This window comes from Actinosynnema sp. ALI-1.44, assembly GCF_001984155.1.
Classification (GTDB): domain Bacteria; phylum Actinomycetota; class Actinomycetes; order Mycobacteriales; family Pseudonocardiaceae; genus Kibdelosporangium.
The window spans coordinates 136,887-160,908 of record NZ_MTQO01000036.1 but is presented as its reverse complement, the minus strand read 5'-3'; the positions used below and the strand labels follow the sequence as shown (position 1 = coordinate 160,908).

Genomic DNA, 24,022 nt, shown 5'->3' with positions numbered 1-24,022 from the left:
TGGTGGTCAGTCGAGACGGGGGTCGATGACGGCCTTGACCTCGTCAAGGCGTTGCATCGCGGCGATCCGCTCGGAGGCGGCCGACAGGCCGACGGGCGCGCCGAACAGCGAGTCCCACGGCATCCGGTCGCCGAACGAGCGGAAGAACTCGATCGCGTTGTGGTAGTCGGCGATGTCGCCGTTGAGCGAGCCGACGACAGTGAGTTCCTTGCCCATCAACGCGCCCAACGGCACGGGCACGTCGTTCGGGCCGGTGGTCCCGACGATGACGACGGTCGCGCGTTGCGCGGCCATCGCCACGGCCTCGTGACCGACCGATGGCGCTCCGGCGAAGTCCAGCACGAGATCCCCGCCGTGCCCGTCGGTGAGCTCGTGGACACGGTGGACGGTCTCGCCGTCGGCGATGTCCACTGTGGCGTCGGCGCCGAACTCCCCGGCGAGCCGCAGTCGTGACGTGGGCGCGCCGACCGTGATCACCGTTCCGGCGCCGGAGATCCGGGCGACGGCCGTCGCGAACAGGCCGAGCGCTCCTGATCCCTGTACGACGACACGGGACCCGGGCGTCACGCCACCGGCTCGCGCGAACGCCCGTAACACCGTCTTGGCCGCGCAGCCCGCCATCGCCGCCCACGTGTCGGGGATTTCGTCCGGTAGCAGCAGTTTCGCGGCGTTCGGCACGACGTACGCGTACTCGCACAGCCCGGCGGTGGCGAACGGGTGCACGTCCGAGCGTTGCAGGAACCCGTAGCCACGGCGGGAGCAGGCGACGGGCTCGCGGAGGACCGAGCAGCCGTAGCACTCGCCGCACGTCGACTCGGACCACCCGATGCGGGCACCGACCGGGATCTCCCGGCCCAGTGCGTCACGGGTGTCCGGTCCGGTCGCCACGACCTCGCCGACCATCTCGTGGCCGAGGACCATCGGCAGCATGCCGGGGAAGGACATCTTGCCGGACCAGATCTCCACGTCCGTGCCGCAGAGCGTGGCGCACGAGACGCGCACCAGCGCGGCGCCGGGTTCGATCTCCGCGGGCAGCAGGAGTTCGGCCATGTGCAGGGGTTCACCGTGTTCGGTGAGCACCGCCGCACGGGTGGAGGTCGGGACGGTCATCGGGCTCCTTCCGCCGCATCGCGGATGTGGATGTGCGCGACATGGCCGCGTGATGGGTTAGTCTACGTGCGTCGACAAAAATGTCGAGACCCCAGAACACATCGGGAGCGTCTGTGCCGAAACCAGTCGCGGACTTGGTCCTGCGCGGCGGACCGGTCCACACCTTCGCGGGCCCGGAAGCCCAGTCCGGCACGGCGCTGGCTGTCCGGTCCGGACGCGTCCTGCGCGTCGGCGCCGACGCGGACGTGCGTGACCTGATCGGCCCGGGTACCGAGGTCGTCGACCTCGCCGGACGGGCGGTCATCCCGGGGATCAACGACGCCCACCTGCACGCGACGTGGCTCGGCGCGTTGTGGCCGGACACCCTGTTCGGCGACCACGCGGCTCCGGGCCCCGGTCCGGATCGTCCTCTGTGCACGCCGGAGGAACGCCGATCCGCCATCCTCAAGGCCGGGGATCTGCTGGCGCGGCTGGGGATCACCAGCTACACCGAGCCGGGCCTCGGTCCGGGTGAGGACGCGGGCAGCGCCGGGGCGTTCGGAATGTCCGTTGTGGAGCAGTACCGGAGCCTTGCGGCCGAGGGGCTGTTGCGCGCCCGTGTCACGGCGCTGTGGCTGTACGGCGAACTCGACGGTCCCAGCACCCTGGACGACTACCGGGCCGGGTTGGCCGCGCTGGGTGGCGGCGATTCCGACCCGGCGACGCTCAACTTCGCCGGTGTGAAGATCTTCGCCGACGGCATCCCGCCCATGCAGTCGGCCTACACCCACCACTGCTACGCCGACGGGTCGCACGCGGAACTGCTCGTCGCGGGCGAGGACGACGCCGAGCGCGAGCAGAACCTGACCACGATGATCATCGAGGCCCACCACGCCGGACTCCAGGTGGGTGTGCACGCGACAGGTGACCGCGCGATCGAGCTCATGCTGGACGCCGTGGAACGCGCCCGCGCCGAGCGCGACGTGGACCTGCGCCACTACGTGATCCACGGCGACATGGTGAATCCCGCCCAGTTGAAGCGAATGGCCCGGCTGGGCGTCGGCCTGTCGACGCAGGCGGGGATCGCGGTCCGGACCGCGGGCGCTGTCGGTGCTGTCCTGGGGGCGGATCGTGCGCGGAACACGTGGCCGTTGCGGGAAACCCTGGACGTCGGCATCCCGCTCTGCCTCACCTCCGACGCGCCCGTCCTGCCGCCCGACTGGCGCCGCGAGATCGCCGCCGCCGACGAGTGGATGGGGCCCGCCGACGACCCACGCGACCGCGTGGAGACGCTGCTGCGGTGCTACACCGTGAATCCCGCTCGTCAGGACGGTGCGGAGACGTGGAAAGGCACGCTCGCCGAAGGAATGGTGGCCGATCTCTGTGTGCTGGCTGCGGATCCGTTGACAGTGACGGCCGCCGAACTGCCCGATGTGGACGTCGACATGACCGTCCTCGGCGGGCGCGTGGTCCACCAACGGTAGCCCCCACCCCCGGCCGTTGTGCAACCAATGTGGCCTTCGTAGCGCCAGACGCAACGAAGGCCACATTGGTTGCACAACGGCCGGGGGGTGGGATCAGGTGAGCAGCTGGCCGCCGTCCACGGGCACGCTCGTGCCGGTGATGTGGGCGGCGCCCTCGCTGGCCAGGAACATCACCGCCGAGGCCACGTCTTCGACGGAAGCCATCTGCCGCAACGGAATTCTGCTCACCCATGCCGCACGAGCCGCGGATCCCTCCGGCATCCCCGCGGCCAGCATGGGCGTGAGCACCGGTCCTGGGGCGACTGCGTTGACGCGGATGCCGTGCTCGGCCAGCTCGACGGCCGCCCAGCGTGTCAGCGCGTCGACGGCGGCCTTGCTGCTTTCGTAGCCGCCCATGCCGGGGGTCGGCTGGCGGCCGCCGATGGACGACAGATTGACGATCACACCCCGCCTGCCGCCCGCGACCATCCTGCGTGCCACCTGCTGTGTCATGAGGAACGTGCCGTGGACGTTCGTGCGCAGGATCTGGAGCATGTCCGGCGCGGGCAGTTCCAGCAGCCTGCCGTGCACGCTGAGCAGGCCCGCGTTGTTGACCAGCACGTCGACCGGGGCGACTTCGTCGAGTGCCTTGGCGATCGACGTGTCGTCGGTGATGTCCATGGTCACGCCGCGCACGCCGAGCGCCGCCGCGGCGTCGTCGACGCCGTCGATGTCGGCGACGACGACGTCATCGCCCGCTTTGGCGAAGGCCGTCGCGATCGCGCGGCCGATCCCTCCGGCTCCTCCGGTGACCAGGACGGTACGGGTGGCGGTCATCAGCGGTCCCTTCCACGGGGTGGACTTTATTGTCTATGTTCGTAGAAAATAAACCCCTTGTACCCCAGGAGGAAACAGTGCGCTACCGCCAACTTGGGATCCGGGAGGTGCCCGTGCTGTCGTTCGGCTCGTGGCACACGTGGGATCGGATGGAGTTCGACGAGGCCGTGGCCATGATCGTCCGCGCCGCCGAGCTCGACTGCGCCTTCTTCGACGTCGCCCACTACGACATGGGCCCGCACGCCGAGAACTCCCGGACGGACCTGATCTTCGGCAAGGCGGTCCGCGAGGCGGGCCTGGCCCGCGCGGACTGGCTCTACTGCGGCAAACTGTGGCTCTGGGACTATCCCGGTACCGGTTTCGCGCAGCAGATGACCACTTCGCTCGAGCGGGTCGGCGTCGAGCACGCCGACATGGTCGTCGTCGGCGACTACTTCGGCGACCTCGACGTCGAGCGCGTGGTCGCGGATGTGGCCGAGGAGATCGCGGACGGGCGGTTCACCACCTGGGGCGTGAACAACTGGAAGTACGCCGACCTGCGAGCCGCTGTCGACATCGCACACCGCCGTGGCCTGGTGCCCCCGGCTTTCGCCCAGCTCAAGTACGGGCTCGTGCGGCGATCCATGGCCGAAGGCGGTTGCTACAAGCCGCTGTTCGACTCCGGTGAGCTGGCGTTGCAGGCGTCCGACGTGTTCGAAGGCGGTATCCTGGTGGGCAATTCCCAGCCCGGTCGCAAGATCGGGGCGGATGTCGGCGGGATCAGGGAGAAGATCGTCGACGTCCGGCCGCGCGTGCGGGACATCGCCCGTGAGCTGGACACCACCCCGGCGCGTCTGGGAATCGCCTTCTGCCTGGCGAATCCGGCGACGGCCAACGTGTTGGTCGGCGCCTCGCGCCTCGCCCAGCTGGAGGACAACGTCGGCGCGGTGGAGCTGCTCGACCGGGTCGGTGCGGAGCGGATCCGTGCGCTCACCGGCGATTTGTGGCTGGACCGGGAAGTCGCGGCGGACGGCACCTGGTGACCGCCGCGCTTTTTGTCTACAGTCGTAGAAACTCCCGAGAGGTCAACTGAGAGGGGCCAACGATGGCCGCACCAACCCCGGACCGCATCGTCGACATCGCCATCGGTTACATGGGGGCGAAACAGCTGTTCGCGGCGTCCCGGATCGGACTGTTCCGCGCGCTCGCCGACGGTCCGCAGACGGTCGCCGAGATCGCGGGCGCCACGGGCGTCAGCGAGCAGATGGCTCGGATCCTCGCCGACGCGATGAACGCACAAGGGCTGCTCGACCGCGCGGACGGCCGCTACAGTCTCGCCGATGACGCGGCCGCCTTCCTTGGCGGTCAGTCAACGACGGACTTGGCTCCCTTCCTGACATTCCTCAACGAGATCAGCTACGGCCACTGGTTGCAGTTCGACGCCACAGTGGACACGACCAAGCCCGGTGACCTGCAGATGGACGACGCCCGGTGGGCGACGTTCATGGCGGGCGTGATGCGTTACAACGCACTGCATGCCAGCATGCTGGCTCGTGAGTTCGACTTCGCGCCGTACAAGTCCATGGTGGACCTCGGCGGGCTGTCCCCGGAGTTCGCCATCGGCGCCATGCGGGCGAATCCCGACCTGGCGGTGCGGTTCGTCTTCGCCCCGATGGCCACCCAGGGCATCACCGACGCGCTGGTGGCGGCCGGGTTGGCCGACCGCGCGACGATCGAACCGGCGGAGACCGAGTCGGCCGCGCCCGGTGGTGAGCACGACATCGTCATGGTCAACCACGTGGTACACCGGTTCACGCCCGAACAGAACCGCAAGATCCTCGCCAACGCCCGTGCCGCGGCGGGCCCGGGGGCCACGCTGCTGTTGCTGGACTTCTTCCTGGACGACGACGAGCGGCAGCGGCCGATCGACGCGCTGCACGCGGGGGAGTACTTCGTCATCGACGGAACGATCGTGTACCCCGAGGCCGAGGTGCGTGCGTGGCTCGAGGAAGCGGGCTGGCGGCCGCGTGATGTCCTGGCTTTGCCTGGCAGTCCGCGCGTACTGGTTGCCCACGCGGTCTGAAGTTGGATCTTTTCCTGATGGCGCAAAGATAACGGCTGGTCATCGACCCGTTGATTTTTTTGCCGACAGTCGTAGACTATCCCGCACGACGGGTGAGCCAGATCTCACCACTGGCTTGACGAGCCCGCGGGGGCGATGCCCGACCCGCCACCGGTGGGTGTGTGATTCCCGCAGGCAGCCCAGCTCCCCGAAAGAAGGACTCGATGACGAGGACACTGACAGCGGCGCTGGTCGCGGTGGCCGCTGCCGCCGCGCTGGCCGGATGCACCAGTTCCAGCGGCGACACCGGCGGCGGGGGCGCTGGTGCGGACGAGTTGAAGGCGGGTGTGTTCCTCGACGTCACGTCGTGGGACCCGGCGAACGCCGACATCGGTTTCGACGGGCCGTACCTGTCCGCCGTGTACGACCCGCTGGTGGCGCTCGACAAGGACGCCAAGCCGGTGCCCGCGCTGGCGACGTCATGGGAGTGGTCGGCCGACCGGCTGACCCTCACCATGAAGCTGCGTGACGGGGTCACGTTCGACGACGGGCAGAAGTTCGACGCCACCGCCGCGGTGGCGAACCTCCAGCACCTGAAGTCGGGTGTCCGATCCGGACAGGCGTACCTCAACGTCGCCAGCGTCGGCGCCAAGGGCGCCGACTCGGTGGAGATCAAACTGTCCAAACGGGACGACGCGCTGCTGTACTTCATGGGTCTCGGCCGCAGCTGGATGGTTTCCCCCGCGGCCATCCAGGCCAACTCGCTGGCAGGCGGCCCGGCCGGGTCCGGGCCGTACACCTACGACAAGGCGGCGTCCCAGCCGCAGTCGCAGTACGTGTTCACCAAGAAGCAGAACCACTGGGACAGCGGGACCTACCCGTTCCCGACGGTCCGGCTGTTCCCGATCACCGACCAGACCGCCAGCTTCAACGCGATGCTGTCCGGCCAGCTCAACGTGCAGTTCGCCAACGCGGCCAACAAGCCGAAGGCGCAGGAGAACGGCTGGAACATCGCGCAGAAGGCGTCGTCGTGGGTCGGCGTGCAGTTCGCCGACCGGACCGGCAGCCAGGTCAAGGCGCTCGGCGACCAGCGCGTCCGCCAGGCGATCGCCCTCGCCTTCGACGCCGCCGGGATCCTCAAGGCGGTCGGCAACGACGCGGGCACCGTCACCGACCAGCTGTGGCCGGTGCACAGCCAGATCTACGACAAGGCGCTGAGCACCAAGTACCAGAACGACAAGGCCAAGGCCAAGCAACTGCTCGCCGACGCGGGGTATCCGAACGGCTTCACCGTGAAGATGCCGATGTCGCCGATCTTCGCCGCGTGGCAGCCCGCCGCCAACCAGACGTTCGGCGAGTTGGGCATCAAGGTGGAATGGCAGGACATGGCGATGCCGGACTACCAGAAGAACGCCCCGACGTACCCGATGTTCCTCGCGGTGATCGCCATGGACGGCAACGACATGGCCACGCTCACCGACCAGGTCACCTCGGCGCAGTGGTACAACCCGAACCCGTCGGTCGACGCGTTCCCCGAGGTCAAGGCCCTGGTTCAGCAGGCGGAGCGCGCCGAGCCCGGCCCGGCGCAGTCCGACCTGCTCAAGCAGCTCAACACCAAGCTCGTCGACCTGGCCTGGTGGGATGTCTGGTACCAGGCCGACAACATCTACTTCAGCGTCAAGGGGATCACGGTCACGCCGGTCACCGGCATGATGTTCCCGACGTTGCGGTTCATCCAGCGCGGCTGACGCGCCCGTCCAGCGGCCGGTCCGTCCACTGTGTATATCCATTGCGGACGGGCCCGCCGCCGAGGGAGTCGGAAATGCTGACGTTCATCGCCAGACGCCTGGTGTCCGGGATCGTGCTCCTCGTGGTCGTCACGAGTGCGACGTTCTTCCTCGCGCACCTGGCAGTCGGCGACCCGACCGCCGGACTGCTCGGCAACAACGCGACCCCTGCCCAGCAGGACGCGCTGCGCGCCAAGATCGGCTACGACGACCCGCTGCTGACCCAGTTCGGGAGCTGGTTCTCGCACGCGGTCACCGGCGACTTCGGCACGTCGTGGCGCAACTTCCAGCCGGTCGCCGACCAGATCGCCCTGCGCGTGCCGGTGACACTGTCGGTCGTCGTGTTCGCGACGCTGCTGGCCGCGGTGCTCGGCCTCGTCGTCGGCGTGGCCACCGGCCTGCGGCCCGGCGGCCTGCTCGACCGCGGCCTCAAGCTCGCGTCCGTCGTGCTGTTCGCGCTGCCCGGTTTCTGGGTGAGCCTGGTGCTGGTGACGTGGTTCGCCATCCAGCTGAAGTGGTTCCCCGCGATCGGGTACGTCTCGCCGGACCGCTCGGTCGGCGACTGGTTGCGCTCCATCACGCTGCCGTCGGTGTCGCTGGCGCTCGGCGCGATCGTGATGGTCGCCGAACAACTGCGCAACGGCTTCCTCCAGGTCGCCAACCAGGACTTCGTCCGCACGCTGCGCGCCCGTGGCCTCTCGCACCGGCGCGTGACGACGCACGTGCTGCGCAACGCCTCACCCGCCGCGCTGACTGTCCTTGCGCTGATGTTCGTCGGCCTGCTGGGTGGCGCGATCGTCGTGGAGATCGTGTTCAACCTGCCCGGTATCGGCAGCCTGACGCAGTCGGCGTCGCAGATCGGCGACATCCCGATCCTGCTCGGCCTGACCGCCGTGACAGTGGTGTTCGTCGTCATCGTCAACTTCCTGCTCGACCTCGTGCTCGGGTGGGTCAACCCGAAGGTGCGCGAGCGATGACCGCAGCCCCGTTCCCCGCCACGCTGGCGCCCGTCAAACGGATCTCGTTGTGGCGCCGCTACTCGCGGCGCCCGCTCGGCGTCGTCGCGCTCGCCGTGTTCGCGATCGTGGTGGCCGCCGCGGTGCTCGCGCCGTGGCTGGCGCCGTTCGACCCGAACTTCGTCGACTTCAAGATCACGCACGCCCCGCCGGGCGACGGGCATCCGCTCGGCGGTGACTCCGCCGGGCGCGACATTCTCAGCCGCCTGTTCTTCGGCGCACAGACCACGTTGTACGGCGCGGTGATCACGTGCGTGGCGGGTCTTGTCCTCGGCGTCCCGGCCGGTGTGAGTGCCGGCTACTTCGGCGGCACCGTGGACCGGGTCTGTTCGTGGATCAGTGACGCGCTGCAGTCCGTGCCCGGCATGATCGTGCTGCTGGTGGTCGCCGCGGGCACGGGCCAGAACTTCTCCGTGTTGATGGTGGCCCTGGGTGTGTTCCTCGCCCCTGGTTACTACCGGATCGCGCGGGCTCGTGCTTTGGCGGTGCGCAAGGAGCCCTACATCGACGCCGCCCGAGTCGCGGGCGTGACGAACGGCCGTATCCTGCGCACACACATGCTGCGTGCGGTGTACGCGCCGATCATCGTGCAGACCGCGCTGACCGCCGGGATCGCGATCGGCATGCAGGCGGGCCTGCAGTTCCTGGGCATCGGCTCCGCGTCCACGCCGAGCTGGGGCCAGATGATGAACGACGGCTTCCAGAACATGCTGACCTACCCGCTGATCCTGCTGTGGCCGTCGATCGCGCTGGGTGTCACGATCGCCGCGCTGGCGTTCATCGGTTCCACGCTGGCCGACCTGGTCAGTGTCCGCGTCGAACAGCCCACGCGGCGCGGCCTTGCCCGTCTCCGCCAGGCCCTGGCCGCACCCGCCGACCTGCCTGACCGGACACCGAGCGGTACGCACGCACACCAAGCGGAGGACTGTGCGCTGCGCATCGAGAACCTGCGTGTCGGGTACTCGACGCCGACCGGGGTGAAGGAGGTGGTCCGCGGCGTGTCGCTGGACGCGGCGCCCGGCGAGGTGCTGGGTATCGTCGGTGAGTCCGGCTCGGGCAAGACGCAGACCATCTTCTCGGTGCTCGACCTGCTCCCGCCGGGCGGCACGGTGGTCGCCGACGGTATCTGGGTCGGCGGTGAGGAAGTCGGTCACCTCTCGCGCAAGGACCGGGCGGCGCTGCTCGGCCGCAAGATCGGTTACGTCCCGCAGGAGCCGATGACCAACCTGGACCCGTGCTACCCGATCGAACGACAACTGGTCGAACCGCTGCGGCACGTGCACGGCCTGTCCAAGGCCGACGCCGCCAAGCGAGCCAGGGAAATCCTCGTACGGGTGGGCATCACGGACCCGGACCGCGTACTGGCCGCCTATCCGCACCAGATCTCCGGCGGTATGGCCCAGCGCGTGCTCATCGCCGGTGCCGTGGCGGGGCAGCCGTCCCTGCTCGTCGCCGACGAGCCGACGACCGCGCTCGACGTCACCGTGCAGGCCGAAGTCCTCGAACTGCTCAGGGAACTGCAGCGGGAGTACGGCATGGCGCTGGTGATCGTGACGCACAACTTCGGTGTCGTCGCGGACATCTGCGACCGCGTGGTGGTGATGAAGGACGGCAGGGTGGTGGAGACGGGCCCGGTCGAGCAGATCTTCCGCCGGCCTGAGGACCCGTACACGGCCGAACTGATCGCCGCGTCACTCGACGACGCCGAGGGCCGCGACGAACTGGACGAGAAATGGCAGGCGCGAAGCGTGGCGCAGGACGGTGTGCGATGAGCCCGCTGCTGGAGATCGACGACGTCGTGGTCGACTACCGGCTGCGCGGCCGGACCAAGTTCCGCGCACTGAAGGGCGTGTCGGTCACGGTCGGGCCGGGGGAGTGCGTCGGCCTGGTCGGCGAGAGCGGCTCCGGCAAGTCCACACTGGGCAAAGCCGTGCTGGGGCTGGCCGCCGTGGCATCCGGCCGGATCACGTTCGACGGCACGGACATCACGCACGCCCGCGGCGCCGCGCGGCGACGGCTGGCCAGCGACATCCAGGTGGTGTTCCAGGATCCGTACGGTTCGCTCGATCCCACGATGACCGTCGGCGAGGTGCTCGCCGAGCCGCTGGTGGTCGCTGGGACGACTCGTACCGACGCGCGCGCGGTTGTCGCGGAGATGCTCGACCGCGTGCGGTTGCCCGCGGATGCCGTGCACCGGTATCCGAGCGAGTTCTCCGGCGGGCAGCGCCAACGGATCGCGATCGCGCGGGCGCTGGTCCGCCGTCCGCGGTTGATCGTGTGCGACGAGCCGGTCAGCGCGCTCGACCTGACCACCCAGGCCACGATCCTGGACCTGTTCCTCGACCTGCAACGGGAGACCGGTGTGTCGTATCTGTTCGTTTCGCACGACCTCGGTGTGGTGCGCCGCCTCTGCCACCGCGTGGCCGTCATGTACCAGGGGGAGATCGTCGAGACGGGCTCGGCCCGTCAGGTCACGCAGGAGCCCGAGCACCCGTACACGCAACGGCTCCGGCTCGCCTCACCCGTCGCCGACCCGGCTCGCCAGGCCGAACGCCGCTCAACGTGGCTCGGTCTGCGCGACCCGGCCTGACTAGAATAAACAGTCATGCCGAGGGTCATCGACCACGATCAGCGACGTCGAGAGATCGTCGAAGCCGCCAAGAAGCTGATCATCGAAGGTGGTTTCGAGGCGGCGACGATGCGCAGCATCGTGACGGCCGCCGGGTACGCCAACGGCGCGTTGAAGCACTACTTCGACAGCAAGGACGCCATCATCGCGGCGACGTTCGAGAGCGTCCTGCACGAGACCGAGCAGCACATGTCCGCACTGGATCCGGACCTGAGCCCGGCGGACTCGCTGCGCGGGTTCGTCGAGGCGGCCATGCCGCTGGATCCGCACCGGATCAGGTCCGGCCGCGTGCTGCTCGTGCTGTGGGAGCACTCGGTGTCCAATCCGGACCTCGCGCGCCAGTACCGGGATCTGCTCACGACCTGGCGGGTGGAGTTGTGCCGCCGGATCGCGGAGGCGCGGGGCAAGGACGAGTCACCGGACGCGCCCGCCGTCGGCGTCATCGCGGACGAGATCGTCTCGGTCGCGATCGGGGCCAACGTGGCCAGCCTGATGCACCCGGTCGGCGACCTGATCGACCGCCACGGCGCGTACGTCGACGCGTTGATGGAGCGAATCGTCGGCTGACAGTCCCAGTGGGGTAACGGGACCTGGACCACACGGACCCGTTTGTCTACGCTCGTAGACATGTCTGCTCTTCCCGTGACGCACACCAGACCAACCGGCCCCATCGCCGGACCGCCCGTCGTCCTCGTGCACGGCTTCGCCGCGAGCGGCGCCGGGGACTGGCCCGCCGCCCGCTGGGCCGAACCGCTCGCCGCGGCGGGCCGGGAGACGTTCGTGGTACACCTGCCAGGGCATCAGGGCGGTCCGGCGGTCGACGACGTCGAGGACGTCACGACCGGGAACGTGCTGCGGCGACTGGCCGCGAGCCTGCCCGCCGAGCAGCTCGACCTGGTCGGCTACTCGCTCGGCGCACGCCTGGCCTGGGATCTCGCCGCCACGAAGGTGGTCGAGGTGCGCAAGCTCGTGCTCGGCGGACTGAGCCCGATGGAGCCGTTCGCGATGGTGGACCTGGCGGCGGCCCGGTCGTTCGTCCACGGCGGACCGTCCCCGTCGGACCCGCTCACCGCCGCGATCGCCGGGATGGTCGGGGGCCAGGACGCGGACTCCCTGCTCCGCCTCGTCGAAGGCCTTGCCCAGCAACCGTTCGACCCGGCCGCGAACGTCCCGAAGGTGCCCACGTTGGTGCTGGCCGGTGCGGACGACCCGATGTCCCACGGCATCGACGAGGTGACGGCGGTCCTGCCGGACGCCCGGCTGCGACGTGTCCCCGGCGATCACCGGGGCGCACTCGCGAGCGACGAGTTCCACGCGGCCGTGTTCGAATTTCTCGACGTCTGACGGGGGAAAGCCCGCTGTGGGCGGGCCTTCCCCTTGGGTTGTGTCAGGTACCGGTGGCGTTGGTGAAGACGGACAACTCGGGTTCGGGGTCATTGTCGTGATGGCTGACGACGAACAGGCGATTGCCCTCCGCCGACCACGCCAGACCACGTGGTGCGACAACGTCGCCCGTGCCGAGCGCGATGGTTCTCACGGGAACGCTCGCCCCGAGCTTGTAGACGAGGACGTCCTTGCTGTCACCGGTGATGGCCCCGGCCGCGATGTGGGTGTTGCCAGCGTTGAGCGCGACCGAGTTGGGCCTGGGTCGGACGCTGTACGCGCCGCGACCGGCCAGATCGGCCGGAGCGAACGCGTCGACCCGGTCGCGTGATCCGGCCGCGCTCAACAGCGTCGTGCCGTCGGGCGTGATGTCGAGGTCGGTCAGACTGGCACCGACCACGTCACCGGTGGCCCCTGCCGTCAGGGACTCCCCGGCCAGCGAGTAGACCTGCACGGTGGAGGAACTGAGACCCAGCTGGCCCGCGACCAGTGGCCCGGTCGCGGTCGTGGCCGCCGTCAGCAGCGGGGCGCGCTGGAACCTCGCGTTTCCCTGGAGATTGCCGACCGGTTGGCCGGTGGCAGGGTCGTACCGGCCGATCTTGCCGGTGAACGTCCCTTCACAGCCGTACCCGAACCAGACGTAGGCGCCGGCTCGGGCGAGGTGTGTCGGGCAGGTCCGTGCGCCCGTCGCGTGCCTGGCGGTCTCGGCGAGAGTGGTCGTGTCGATCACCGCGATGGCGTCACCACTGGCCAGTGCCACGTAGAGCTGGGTGCTGTCCGCCGACAGTTCCAGGCCTGTCGCTCCGAGCTGGTTGTCGATGGTCTTGGTGACCTGCCCGGAGAAATTGGTGACGAGGATGCTGTTGGAGGACGGTCCTCCCGTGATGAACACCTGCTTGTGCACATCGTCCACGGCTATGTCCCCGTAGCCAGCCAGAGGTAACGCAGCCACTGCGGCTGATGCCGGAGTCACCGCGGTAAGACTTATCGCCGACGCGGCCACGATCCCCAGGAGAGCCGTTGCCGATTTCGTGAGTTGTCTTGGTCTGATCGACATTTGTCATCACCGTCATCCGCTAGACGTTCAAGTCTGAGAGCTTCACATTCATTTCTTGTGGAACCGTCCCGAATCCCACTCGGCCTCCCAGTACCTCCGCTTCTGTACCTCGAACAGCTTCCTGTCGATCTTCGATGGTGTTTGCCCCGTGTTGGGGTGGTTCCTGCGGAAGTTCCCTTTGCCGCGGTGTTCCGTCATGGTCAGCTCGTCGATCGGGCTGTCCATCGTCTGGCCGCGGTGGTGGAGTTCGACGGATTTGCCGTCGATGCCGATAGGTGCTTGCCCGCGTTCCTTGGGCGGACCGGTGATCTTGGCGGGGTCGATCTTGTTTCCGGGGGTCAGTCCGCATTTGCAGGAGGCGGGATGGCTGGGATTCGCTCCGCCGCAGTTGTGGACCAGCAGCGGAGTGGTGCCCGCCAGCGCGTAGAAGGTGTGGACGCCGTTGACAGTGAGGTTGTGAACTCGTTGTTGCTGTGTCCAGCCTCGGATCGAGACCACGAGCAGCCGTTGGCCGATCTGGTCGCGGACCCAGTCGCCCGCCTTCAGTTCCCCGGCGTCGAGCCACCGGCCCCGGTCGTCCACCCAGAACGGGTGGTTGTCGGTGGCGACGACCTTCCCCGTGGCGCTTCCTGCTTCACCATCCGTGTCCACGGTGATCTCGACGAGGTTCTTCGTGCCCTCACCGGTGATCAGGTCCGTGACAGGTTGGGCTTCCAGTGTGCCGTTGCCTGCACCGGGATCAGTGGCGGCGACGAGATCGCCTACCCGGACATCCTCGATGGGCTTCGTTGTGCCGTCGGCCATCAGGACAGGAGTGCCCGGCGTGAAGCTGTTCGGTGTGAGACAACTGGTCGCGCTTGTGCCGCCACCGTTGGCCGCCGGACCGCCGCCCGCTCCTGCTCCGGACGGTGAATCGGGGGCGCGCTGACCCAGTCCTTTGGGGTCGGGCAGCGGTGTCGGGGCGGTTTTGGCGTTGTTCAGCCCGGTTTCCGCTGCCTTGCTCGCGATCTTCTCCTGGCGGATCGCGGCGGTCGCGGCCTTGCTCGCGCCGTTGATGGTCTGCACTGCCTCGGCGCCCTTGACGGCTGCCTTGCCGAGCTTCACCGCGGTCGCCACCGCCGCGGCCCCGGGCACAGCCGAGGCGAACGACATCACGGAGTTCGCGACATCGCCCTCGGCGGCGTACCACGCGCCGTTGATCACGGCAGCCGCCGAACCCACGACCGGGATGTTGCTGGCGACATCGAGGATCAGGTGGCCGACTTCGGCGTGTTCCTTGACGAAGCTGACGGCGTCGTCGAACCAGCCGTGGCCGTCGAGCTCCACCTGGGACAGCGGGTTGCCCGCGCCGAAGGTGTAGCGGTTGCTGGTCCACGGGTCGGCGCTCATGCCGAGGTCGGACACGGCCCCGCCGTAGAGATCAAGCGTCAGGAACCGGTTGGTGCCGGGGGAGTAGTCCCGGAATCCCATGTCGTAGGAGTTGGACGACTTGTCGTGCCGGGCGGTGTTGAACCGGTAGGAGTTCTTCTCGGGTTTGTCCGGGTTCGCGGGGTCGGGTTTGTCATCGCCCGTCGTCTGCTTGAGATCCTGCTCACCGTAGGCCGTGTATCCGTACGTGGCCTTGGTGTTGCCGTTCTTGTCGGTGACCTGTTCGACGTCCGAGCGGGTGTTGAAACCCAGGTAGACGTCCTCGGCCGCGCCGCCGCCGTTGTCGCCGAAGCGGATCTGGCCGAGCATCTCCCCGTCGGGGGAGTACTGGTAGATCTTGGCGAGCTTGTTGTCCACGTGTTCGGTCATCACCTGCTGGGTCAGACCCAGGTAGTTCAGGTTGGTGACACGCTTGTCCCCGGTCGCGTCCTCGGTCTTGCGGACCTCGCGGTCGAGGGGGTCGTAGGCGTAGAGGGTCGTCTTCTCGTCCTCGCCGTCGCCCGCGATGTCCCTGACCAGTTTGACCTTCCGGTCGAAACCGTCGTAGGTGTACCGCTCACGGACCTTGCCGCTCTCGGTGACGCGGTCGAGCCTGCCGTAGGCGTCGTAGTCGTGGTCTGACTCCGTGCCGTCGCGTTCGGTGGTCTCGAGCCGGTTGCGGTCGTACTCGAACTTGGTGCGGACACCGTCGACGGTCTGGTCGTAGACGTTGCCGTTGTCGTCGTTGCGGTAAGTTTCGGTGCCGCTGCTCGAACCCGACTTGGTCACCTTGCGGACCCGGTCGCGGGGGTCGTAGGTGTAGGACTTGGTGAACGACGTCGAGTTGCCGCCGTCACCGCTCTGCATGGTCCCCGCGTCGCGGGTCTTGTTCGAGTTCGAGTCGTAGGTCAACTGGTGGTCGGCGACGACGGTGGACGAGTTCTTCTTTTTCTCGGTCTGCCGTTTGAGCAGACCGTTGAGGTAGTAACTCGCCTCGACTGTGTTCCCGTTGCCCTTGACCTGCTTGATCACGTGCGCCTGCTTGTCGTAGGCGAACGTGGTCGTCTTGCCCGAGTCCCCGTCGTTGCGCTTGTTGAGGATGGTGGTGACCAGGTCACGGCTGTCGTAGGTGAAGACCGACGACTGGTCGTCCATCCGGACGCTGGCGACGTTGTCGTTCTCGTCGTAACCGTACTTGGTGGTGTGCAGGACCTTCCCGGCCTTCGACTCCTTGATCGAGTCGGCGAGGTCGACCTCGTCGTAGCCGATGTCCCAGGCGTCGGCGATGCTGCCGGGGGACGTGTCGGTCATCTTGACCATGTTGTCGTTCGGGTCGTACGACATCGTGAACGTCTTGTTCTCGGTGTCGGCGTCCTTGGACGTGTCACGGACCAGCTTCACCGCGTCCGCTGTGACGGTGCCGTTGCTCTCGCCGCCGAGCACGATGTCACGGGTGTCGCCCTCGCTGAAGTCGTACGAGCCGATGCTGACCCACGTGCCGTGGTTCTTGCTCTGGTCGACGACCTTCGTGGTTTTGCCACCGTTGTGGGTGATGTAGTAATGCGCGTCGGTGGCGGTGCCTTCCGGGTACCAGACCTGGATGTCGTATCGGCCGTCGCGCGGGATCGTCGCCTTCCAGGTGAAGTACTCGGTGTCCGTGCGGGTGGTGATGGTGGAGTACTCCGGCCCCTGGTAACCCCGTGGCGACTCCGCTGTGCGCCAGCCGTCGTCGGCCCAAGTACGCCGCTCATCGGCGTTGTCGACCAGTGTGGACGCCGCGCCGACCGGGACGCCGCTGTCCGAACGGCTGCGCTGTTTGCCGCTGGGGTAGTAGGTCCACGTCTGGGTCCGCGCGGACGAACCGCCCGACCCGCGGACAGTGCGTACAGTCTGCTGGCCGGTTTCGTTGTAGTCGTAACTGGTCTGGATGTCGAACGGGTCGGTCGAGCTGCGAATCCACCCGTTGTCGTAGTAGGCCTGCCGGGTGACGGTGCGCGTGTCGGATCCGTGCGACGGCGGCGCGCTGATCTCGATGACGCGGCCAAGCTCGTCATAGGTGTAGATGGTGGCGACCGCGGTTTTCGCGTCCGCGTCGGACGGGTCGTAGGGAAGGATTTCCTCCCGTTTGCGGTTCAGTTCGTCGTAGACGGTCTCGGTCACGAAGTCGTTCGGGACGTTCGGTGTGTCCACACCGCGCGGGTTGATCGTGCGCGTCTTGTTGCCGACCTGGTCGTACTCGTAGCGCGTGGTGAAGTGGCGCATGTTGCCGCCGGGCGCGTCGTACGGTGCCCGGACCTCGACCTGTTTGGCGCGCTCGTCGAGCGTGATGAGCGTTTCCTGGCCGTCTTCGTCGGTGTTGCCGACGACGTTGCCGTCCCGGTCGTACCGGGTCTTCGTGGAGTTGCCCAACGGGTCGACGGTCGTGATGACGTGGTGGTTCTGGTCGAACGTCCACTTCGTGGCGTAGTCGTTCGGATCTGGGCTGCGGTTGGCGCGCGCGTCCCACTTGGTGACGATGTTGCCCACGTCGTCGAAGGCGACGGTGATGCGGTCGCCGTTGACGTCCTTGGTCTCGATTCGCTGGTTCGCCTCGTCGTAGCGGATCGACTCGGTGAAGTCGTTCGGATCGCCAGGGGTGAGGTTGCCCTTGGGTTTGGTCATCCCGATGACGTTGCCGACAGCGTCATATCTCAGCGTGGTGAGCTTGTCCGGGCCGTTCGGCGTGTCTTTCGGTGCGTAGACCGCGACTGTACGGTCCATCTCGTCGTAGACGTTGCGGGTGACCGAGCCACGAGCGTCGGTGGCGGTGACCACGTTGTCGTTGGCGTCATAGCGCGCTCCTGGCGTGACTACGTAGACGCCCGCGTCCTGATCCTTGGGCAGCTTGCTGTCCAAGGGACGTTTGAAGATGTCGTAGGTGGACGTGCCGACCTTGCCGCGTGCGTCCATAGTGGACACAGCATTGCCCACGGAGTCATAGCGGTAACGAGTCGTGCACCCCAACGCGTCGACGATCCAGTTGGGGTAGCCGACAGCGTCGTAATCGCCATACGTGGTCTTGTGCTTGTTCGCGTCCTCCTGCTCGACCAGGTGACCGAACTCGTCGTAGGAGTTGCGCGAGGTGTAGTCGTCGGGGGCAGGGGTCGCGGTGCCCTTCGGGTCGGTGACCGCCACGAGGTTGCCGCGGGCGTCGTAGACGAAGAGCCACTTCCTGCCCTCGGGAGTGGTTTTCCCGGTCAGGTCCGCGATGTGGCCGTCGAGTTCGTAGCGGTAGTCCAGCTTGGTCGGCGGGGTGTTCTGCCGCACGGCCTCGGCGTCCCGGATCTCCAGCGGGAACCCGGTTTTCAGGTCGTAGGTCCAGGTCTTGGTGGCACCGTTGTTCTCGGTCATGCGGACGACGTTGTTGTCCGCGTCCCAGACGAGTTTCGTGGTGCGGTTGAGCGCGTCGGTCATCGACGTCATGCGGCCGTAGCCGTCGAGCCGGTATCGGGTGGCGTGGCCGTTGCCGTCGGTCACGGTGGCGGCGATGTCCGGTCCGGTGTTGCCGTCCGGGTCGCTGTAGTCGAACCCGGTCGTTGCTGAGTCGCGGTCGGTCACCACGCGAGCGTCGCCGTAGCGCACAGCGTCACCCGAGTCGGTGAAGTAGTCGATCTTCGTGGCGCGGCCGAGCGGATCGACCGTGCGGATCAGCTTGCCCGCCGTGGGGCCGCTGGAGCCGTAGAAGAACTGGAACGTCTTCTTGTCGGGGGTTCCGGCCCCGTCGTCGACCTCGCGCAACGCGCCGTTGTCACCGTAGACCAGGTGCAGGACACGGCCGGAGACGTCGGTGATGGACTTGATCTGGTTGACGACGGCCGCGGTGTCCAGTTTCGCCACGGGACGCCGCTTGTCGGCGACGACGAGACTCGCCGCCTGACCGGGTTGGTAGTAGTCGAACGTCAGGGTGCGGCGCCCACTGGCGTCGGTGACCGTCCGCAGCAGACCGGTGTTGCGGTTGCCGATGGTCGTGCGGTCGTAGGCGAACGACATGGTGTTGCCGTTCTTGTCGACGGTCGCGGTGTGGTACCCGTCCGCGTCGAAGAAGAACCGCGTGCGTTCCGGGGCGGTGAACACCCATTTGCGGTCGTTTCCGTTGCCGGGCAGGTGCTGCAGGTACAGGTTCACCCCGGCGGGGGAGTCGTAGGTCCAGTCGGCGGCGTTGGCGCTGCCGTGCCGGTTGAGCTTCCAGCGGTGGCTGGTGCCGTCCCCGTCGGTGAGGACGATCTCCTCGGACCACTGCACGCCCGGCAGCACACCGGTGAAGTCGAGCGGTGTGCCGAGCCGGTTCAGCGTCGACGCGGCGATCGACCAGCCCGGCCCGCCGTACGCGGTCGCGGTGTCCTTGCTGTTGTAGTTCAGCCGAACGAAACTCGAAGGGCCCCGGCTCGGGTTGGAGAAGACGTTGTAGCCCCATACCGCGTTGCCGGAGAACTGGTTCACCGAGACGGTCCCGCCCGCGCCCGTCTTCACCGACGTGTACGACGAGAAGCTCTCCAGGCCGAGCTGGTCGGACGTCGGGTTCTCCACCCGCACGTCCTGGTTCAGCGTCGGGACTTGTGCCGTGTCGGACAACCACGTTCGCGTACCGGTGTCGTAGATGTCCCACCGCAGCACGAATTGCTCGCGTTCGTTGCCCGTGTCGGCCAACGTTGGCGCTTTGATCAGCCCGTCCAGGGTGACGGAAGCGCCCGGTGCGAGGTCTGCCGGTAAGCGGGTCTCCTTGCGGTTGCCTGTCGTGGTGGCGTCATCGCCGTTCGGCCGTGTCCAGTGGTAGGACAGGACTTTCGTCGCCGCGGGGAATGCCGACGCCGTCGTGTTGGTCACCGTGACGGCGGAGTGGTACTCGTTGTTCGGAATCATCCGGCGCGCGGTGTCCGGAGCCGAGTAGGACGGCGATTGGGTGGCCCGGGCGCCCGATGCCTTTGCCGCCAGTGCTTCCGGCGCCGGTGACCCGCCTGCCGGGACAGCCGCCAACCCCGGAGTCGTCACACACCGCGGTGACGGCGGCGCCGCGAACCGGGCCACCGCGGACTCCCCGGCGACCGCGACCTCCGGCGGAAGCGGCGACACCCCGGACACGACCAAGGCAGGCAACACAGCCAGCGCCACGCCCCGCAACCATCTAATCCGTGAACCGAACACCATCACACCTCGCCCTTGTCCGCAGAAGCGTGGAACACCGACATGAATCCCGTGTGGACATACGGCCATCCCCATGGCCGAGTGGAAGCCGCCAGAAACAAGCGTCAGATGTCGCGATTGGGCATGTTAGGCGGCGGTGTCGGGAGAGCTCCCCGGATCGTCCGGGTATGCCGGTGACAGGGTTCGGGTCAGTTCTTGTCGGTCTGGTGCCCGCGGCGGGCCTCGCGGTCGAAGATACCCATGATCTCGCACGGTCCGCCCGCGGTGCCGATCGCGTGCGGGAGCATGGTCGGGAACTCGGCGGCCTGGTCGGTCTCGACGCGGAAGCGGCGGTGTCCCAGCATGAGGACGGCGGTTCCGGAGAGGACGACGAGCCACTCGTGGCCAGGGTGGGCGCGCATGGCGGCGGGGTGGTCCGGCGGCGGTGTCGTGATGCGCTGGCGCATGACGGTCATCCCGGGGTCCGCTTTGACCGGCCACCGCATCAGGCCGTGGGTGCTGTCGATCACCGGGTTGGCGATCACGTCGTCGGTGTCCGCCTCGACCAGTTGATCCAGCGAGGTGTCCAGCGCTCGCGCGAGGGTGACGAGCTGGTCGAGGGCGAGGCGGCGTTGACCGTTCTCGATCCGGCTCAGTGACGACGGACTTATCCGGGACCGGCTGGCCAGCTCGTCCAGCGACCAGCCCTGCGCCACGCGTAGCGCTCGGAGGCGTTTGCGTACCAGGCTGTCCAACTCGCCGTCATCTTGCGTCATACGCAAGATGGTATGCTCTGTCCGCAAACGGCGCTTTATGCAGAACATTCCGACACGTAGTTAGCTGGAAACGTGCGCAAGTTTTTCACCCGGTCCTTGGTGACGGACCTGCTGCTCGTCCTGGTGCTCGGTGCGGGCACAGTGCTGAGCGTCCTGGCGTCGGGTCGTTCGTGGAGTGTGGTGTTGGCGCTCGCGGTGGTCCTGCTCGCGTCGATCTTCGCGCGGCACCGGTTCCCCGTGCAGGCGATGCTGTTCGCGCTTGTGGTCTTCGTCGTGCAGGCTCTGTTGCCCTTGCCGTACGCGGGCGTCTTGTTCGCCGCAGACCTCGCACTGGCCGTCCTCATGTACTCGGTGATCGTGAAGAGCGGCAGGCGCAGTTTTTGGGTTTTGCTGCTCGCGTCCGAGGTGCTGTTCGCGGCCTGGGCCGTCTTCCACTTCCCGGGCGCGGCCGCGGTGGATGGGTTCGTGCTGGTGACCGCCGTCATGGCCATCGCGACGGCCATCGGCGAGACGACACGTCACCGACGGTTGCAACTGGCCAACGCGCGGGCGCGGGCGCTTGAAGCCGAACAACGCCGTGACGCGTTGGCGCGGGCCGCTGTCGTCGAGGAACGCGCGCGGATCGCCAGGGAAATGCACGATGTCGTCGCGCACGCCGTCAGCACCATGGTCCTGCAGTCCGAAGGCGCTCGGCTGCTGGGCACGCGCGATCCCGCCGCCGTGGACGAGGCGCTGCGGACGATCGGCGTCACCGGACGGGAGGCCGTCGCCGAACTGAGGCGGATTCTCGGTCTGCTGCGGGAATCCGAAACCGGCACGCGACCCCAGCCGGGTGTCGGCGCGCTCGGCGAACTGGTCGGCAAGGTGCGCGCCGCCGGGCTGGAAACCCGCCTCGTGGTGGACGGCGCCCACGACGGGATTCCGCCCGGCGCCGCGCTCACCGCGCACCGGATCGTCCAGGAAGCGCTGACCAATGTGGTCAAACACGCCCCGCAAGGCGCCCGGTGCACGGTGTCTGTCGGCTACGGGACGCCGGGGGATCCGCACCGGACGATCGGGATCGAGGTCGTCAACGACGGCGGTCGGGGCCCCCGCCCGCACCCCGCCGGGCAGAGCGGGGAAGGATACGGCATCCGCGGTATGCGGGAGCGCGCCTCGATGTACGGCGGCGAACTGACCGCGGAGCCGCTGCCGGGCGGGGGCTTCCAGGTCGCCGCGCTGCTGACGCTCACGTCCTCGGAGGACCGATGACACATCGCGTGCTTGTCTGCGACGACCAGGCGCTCACCCGGGGCGGGCTGCGCATGATCATCGAGAGCGCGGACGACCTCGTCCTGGTCGGCGAAGCGGAGAACGGCAGCCAGGCGGTGGATCTGGCCGTCACGGCGCGGCCGGACCTGGTGCTGATGGACGTCCGCATGCCGGTGCTCGACGGGCTGGAGGCCACCGAGCGGATCTGCGCGCGGGACCCGGCGGTCAAGGTGCTCATGCTGACCACTTTCGACCTCGACGAGTACGTCCTCGCCGCGACCAGGGCGGGCGCGGGCGGATTCCTGCTCAAGGACGCGACCGGCGAGGAGATGCTCCTCGCCATGCGGGCAGTGCTGCGCGGTGACCGCGTGCTCGCACCGTCGGTGGTCGACCGGATGATGCGGCACTACCTCGCCGCGAACCCCGCGCCCTCGGACGACTCGCGGCTGGCCAGGTTGACCCAACGGGAACGAGACGTCCTCGTGCTCGTCGCGCGAGGACTCAACAACACCGAGATCGCCGAGCGCCTGTTCATCGGCGTCACCACGGTGAAGACCCACCTTGGCCGAGTACTCGACAAACTGGAGTTGCGCGACCGGCTGCAAGCGGTGGTGTTCGCCTACGAACACGGCCTCGTCACGCCGTCGAGCACCGAGGGAACGGGTCACGAACCGGGACGCCGGTGAAGTAGGACCGCCGTGGCGTTCCCGGCCCCCACGTCGTAGTTCGTGCTGGTCAGGCCCGCGAGGCGGTTTTCCTGCTCGGGGATCGACAGTGGCCACGTCCCCTCCGGCCTGGTCACCAGGACCCATTCGGTCCGCTCCGCGCCTGAGGGGTAGGTGGGGTAGAGCAGCACCCGGCATCGGCTGGTCAAGTGCGGGGCAAGGCGACCGGAGGCGGCGACGGTGGCACCGTCGGGTATCCGCGCCAGCAGGTCCCTGGCGGCTGCTTGTTGCTCGTCGTTCCAGCGCGGATGGTTGGCGTGCAGGAGGATCACTGTCGTCGCGCAGAGCGCAGCGACCACCGCGCAGACCGGAGCGGCTCGGCGCAGCCAGGCCCCCTGTGCACGCCTGATTCCGTCGATGGCGGCCAGGAACGCGATCGGGACCAGGACCGCGTCGTAGTAGAGAGCCGGGCTCCAGTAGAAGTGGAAACCGGACAGCATCCGCCACGCCAGGGTGGGGATGAGCAGGATCGCCACCGGTGACCGGAGCGCGGCGAACGCGGTGGGCGCGAGCAACACGGCCAACGTCGCCAGCTTGATGGGAAACCCGGCGAACGGCGCGAGGTCGCCCCATGTGCTCCCGTAGGAGTAGCCGCCGCTGCCGTTGATCGCGGGCAGCACCACGCGGACGATCACGACCGTGGTGACAACGCCGAACGCGGCCGTCAGCCAGCCCAGCCGTCGCTGCCCCTGCCCGACGAGGTACAGACCGAGCATGGCCACCGTCATCGGCAGGTCTTCCTTGACCAGCACAAGGGGTACCGCGAACGCGACCGCCCAGCCCCACTCCCGCCGGAGCAGCCGTTCACCCGCGAAGGCCAGCATCGGGACCGCGAAACAGACCTCGTGGAAGTCGTGGATCACCGTCTCCAGCAAGCCGGTGGCGAGAACGTAACCGACACCGATCGCCGCGCCCCGCATCGGACCGAGCACACGGATCGCACACCGGGTCACGGGAATGACCGAAACAGCCAGCAGAGCGGCCTGCGCCACCAGCAGCATGGCCGGGGAAGGCCAGAGCTTGTAGAACGGGGCAAGCAGCGCGAGAATCGGCGAGAAGTGGTCGCCCAGCAGCATGATGCCGGGGCCCTTGAGATCCGCGGTCGGCCAGTGCCCGTCGGCGTAGGCGTGCACGGCCTGCTCGAACAGGCCAAGGTCCTGGCCACTGCTCTGAAACGCCATGTGCAAGGACAGCGACCACGTGGTGTAGATCGCGAACGCGCACAAGGCAAGCAACCAGGGGATGGAACGCGGCGCGCGACCTTCCGCCACTGCGGCCCGCAGGGTGCGCGTCGCCGTACCCAGCACATGGATTTGCCCGATCATCCACTCTCCTCGCCGCGCGGAAACACCCGTCCCCCGCGGGTCAGCGGCGGACTTTCCGACATCGTCCGAGGAACAG

At 67.9% G+C, this 24,022-nt stretch carries 17 protein-coding genes; 11 read left to right on the top strand and 6 right to left on the bottom strand.

Going from position 1 to position 24,022, the window contains the following annotated elements; genetic code table 11:
* Positions 1 to 6 precede the first annotated feature (6 nt).
* Entirely contained in the window at positions 7 to 1,110 is a 1,104-nt protein-coding gene (locus tag ALI144C_RS10180) for a zinc-binding dehydrogenase (RefSeq protein WP_076986783.1), read from the bottom strand.
* A 113-nt stretch (positions 1,111 to 1,223) separates the two neighbouring features.
* Between ALI144C_RS10180 and ALI144C_RS10175 the strand changes: the two genes are divergently transcribed.
* Positions 1,224 to 2,573, top strand: a complete 1,350-nt coding sequence (locus ALI144C_RS10175; protein WP_143230556.1) for an amidohydrolase — start codon at positions 1,224 to 1,226, stop codon at positions 2,571 to 2,573.
* A 93-nt stretch (positions 2,574 to 2,666) separates the two neighbouring features.
* Here ALI144C_RS10175 and ALI144C_RS10170 read toward each other — a convergent pair whose 3' ends face one another.
* A complete protein-coding gene (locus tag ALI144C_RS10170) occupies positions 2,667 to 3,389 on the bottom strand; it encodes an SDR family NAD(P)-dependent oxidoreductase (RefSeq protein WP_083752898.1) in 723 nt (240 codons plus the stop codon).
* Positions 3,390 to 3,466: 77 nt separating this feature from the next.
* Between ALI144C_RS10170 and ALI144C_RS10165 the strand changes: the two genes are divergently transcribed.
* The 8 genes from ALI144C_RS10165 to ALI144C_RS10130 all read left to right on the top strand — a co-directional run bounded on the left by ALI144C_RS10165 (position 3,467) and on the right by ALI144C_RS10130 (position 12,206).
* Positions 3,467 to 4,411 carry an aldo/keto reductase gene (locus ALI144C_RS10165; protein WP_076986781.1) on the top strand — a complete coding sequence of 315 codons (945 nt, stop codon included), beginning with the start codon at positions 3,467 to 3,469 and terminating at the stop codon, positions 4,409 to 4,411.
* Positions 4,412 to 4,473: 62 nt separating this feature from the next.
* Complete coding sequence (locus ALI144C_RS10160; RefSeq protein WP_076986780.1) at positions 4,474 to 5,451, top strand: methyltransferase family protein; 978 nt, start codon at positions 4,474 to 4,476, stop codon at positions 5,449 to 5,451.
* A 203-nt stretch (positions 5,452 to 5,654) separates the two neighbouring features.
* Positions 5,655 to 7,178 (top strand): ABC transporter substrate-binding protein, encoded by a 1,524-nt coding sequence (locus ALI144C_RS10155; protein WP_076986779.1) that lies wholly within the window; start codon positions 5,655 to 5,657, stop codon positions 7,176 to 7,178.
* A 74-nt stretch (positions 7,179 to 7,252) separates the two neighbouring features.
* The gene (locus ALI144C_RS10150) at positions 7,253 to 8,194 is read left to right on the top strand and encodes an ABC transporter permease (RefSeq protein WP_076986778.1); all 942 of its coding nucleotides are present in this window, start codon (positions 7,253 to 7,255) and stop codon (positions 8,192 to 8,194) included.
* Entirely contained in the window at positions 8,191 to 10,005 is a 1,815-nt protein-coding gene (locus tag ALI144C_RS10145; protein ID WP_076986777.1) for a dipeptide/oligopeptide/nickel ABC transporter permease/ATP-binding protein, read from the top strand. Before ALI144C_RS10150 ends, ALI144C_RS10145 begins: the two co-directional genes overlap by 4 nt.
* Entirely contained in the window at positions 10,002 to 10,823 is an 822-nt protein-coding gene (locus ALI144C_RS10140; protein WP_076986776.1) for an ABC transporter ATP-binding protein, read from the top strand. The genes ALI144C_RS10145 and ALI144C_RS10140 overlap by 4 nt, the downstream gene beginning before the upstream one ends.
* 15 nt (positions 10,824 to 10,838) lie before the next feature.
* Positions 10,839 to 11,429, top strand: a complete 591-nt coding sequence (locus tag ALI144C_RS10135) for a TetR/AcrR family transcriptional regulator (protein ID WP_076986775.1) — start codon at positions 10,839 to 10,841, stop codon at positions 11,427 to 11,429.
* A 60-nt stretch (positions 11,430 to 11,489) separates the two neighbouring features.
* Positions 11,490 to 12,206: an alpha/beta fold hydrolase gene (locus tag ALI144C_RS10130; protein WP_076986774.1), complete on the top strand. Its 717-nt coding sequence runs from the start codon at positions 11,490 to 11,492 to the stop codon at positions 12,204 to 12,206.
* Between the two features lie 43 nt (positions 12,207 to 12,249).
* On the opposite strand, the gene ALI144C_RS10125 is transcribed toward ALI144C_RS10130, so the two are convergent.
* The 3 genes from ALI144C_RS10125 to ALI144C_RS10115 form a co-directional block, all read right to left on the bottom strand.
* The gene (locus tag ALI144C_RS10125; RefSeq protein ID WP_076986773.1) at positions 12,250 to 13,158 is read right to left on the bottom strand and encodes a YncE family protein; all 909 of its coding nucleotides are present in this window, start codon (positions 13,156 to 13,158) and stop codon (positions 12,250 to 12,252) included.
* 192 nt (positions 13,159 to 13,350) lie between these two features.
* Positions 13,351 to 19,857, bottom strand: a complete 6,507-nt coding sequence (locus ALI144C_RS10120; protein WP_076986772.1) for a golvesin C-terminal-like domain-containing protein — start codon at positions 19,855 to 19,857, stop codon at positions 13,351 to 13,353.
* A gap of 221 nt (positions 19,858 to 20,078) precedes the next feature.
* Complete coding sequence (locus tag ALI144C_RS10115) at positions 20,079 to 20,645, bottom strand: helix-turn-helix domain-containing protein (RefSeq protein ID WP_193441166.1); 567 nt, start codon at positions 20,643 to 20,645, stop codon at positions 20,079 to 20,081.
* Positions 20,646 to 20,717: 72 nt separating this feature from the next.
* On the opposite strand from ALI144C_RS10115, the gene ALI144C_RS10110 reads away from it, so the two are divergent.
* Together ALI144C_RS10110 and ALI144C_RS10105 are read left to right on the top strand one after the other, a co-directional pair.
* Positions 20,718 to 21,896 carry a sensor histidine kinase gene (locus ALI144C_RS10110; RefSeq protein WP_083752895.1) on the top strand — a complete coding sequence of 393 codons (1,179 nt, stop codon included), beginning with the start codon at positions 20,718 to 20,720 and terminating at the stop codon, positions 21,894 to 21,896.
* A complete protein-coding gene (locus ALI144C_RS10105) occupies positions 21,893 to 22,582 on the top strand; it encodes a response regulator (RefSeq protein ID WP_076986771.1) in 690 nt (229 codons plus the stop codon). The genes ALI144C_RS10110 and ALI144C_RS10105 overlap by 4 nt, the downstream gene beginning before the upstream one ends.
* Here the strand turns inward: ALI144C_RS10105 and ALI144C_RS10100 are convergent.
* The gene (locus ALI144C_RS10100) at positions 22,561 to 23,946 is read right to left on the bottom strand and encodes a DUF2079 domain-containing protein (protein WP_083752894.1); all 1,386 of its coding nucleotides are present in this window, start codon (positions 23,944 to 23,946) and stop codon (positions 22,561 to 22,563) included. The genes ALI144C_RS10105 and ALI144C_RS10100 overlap by 22 nt on opposite strands.
* Positions 23,947 to 24,022 lie beyond the last annotated feature (76 nt).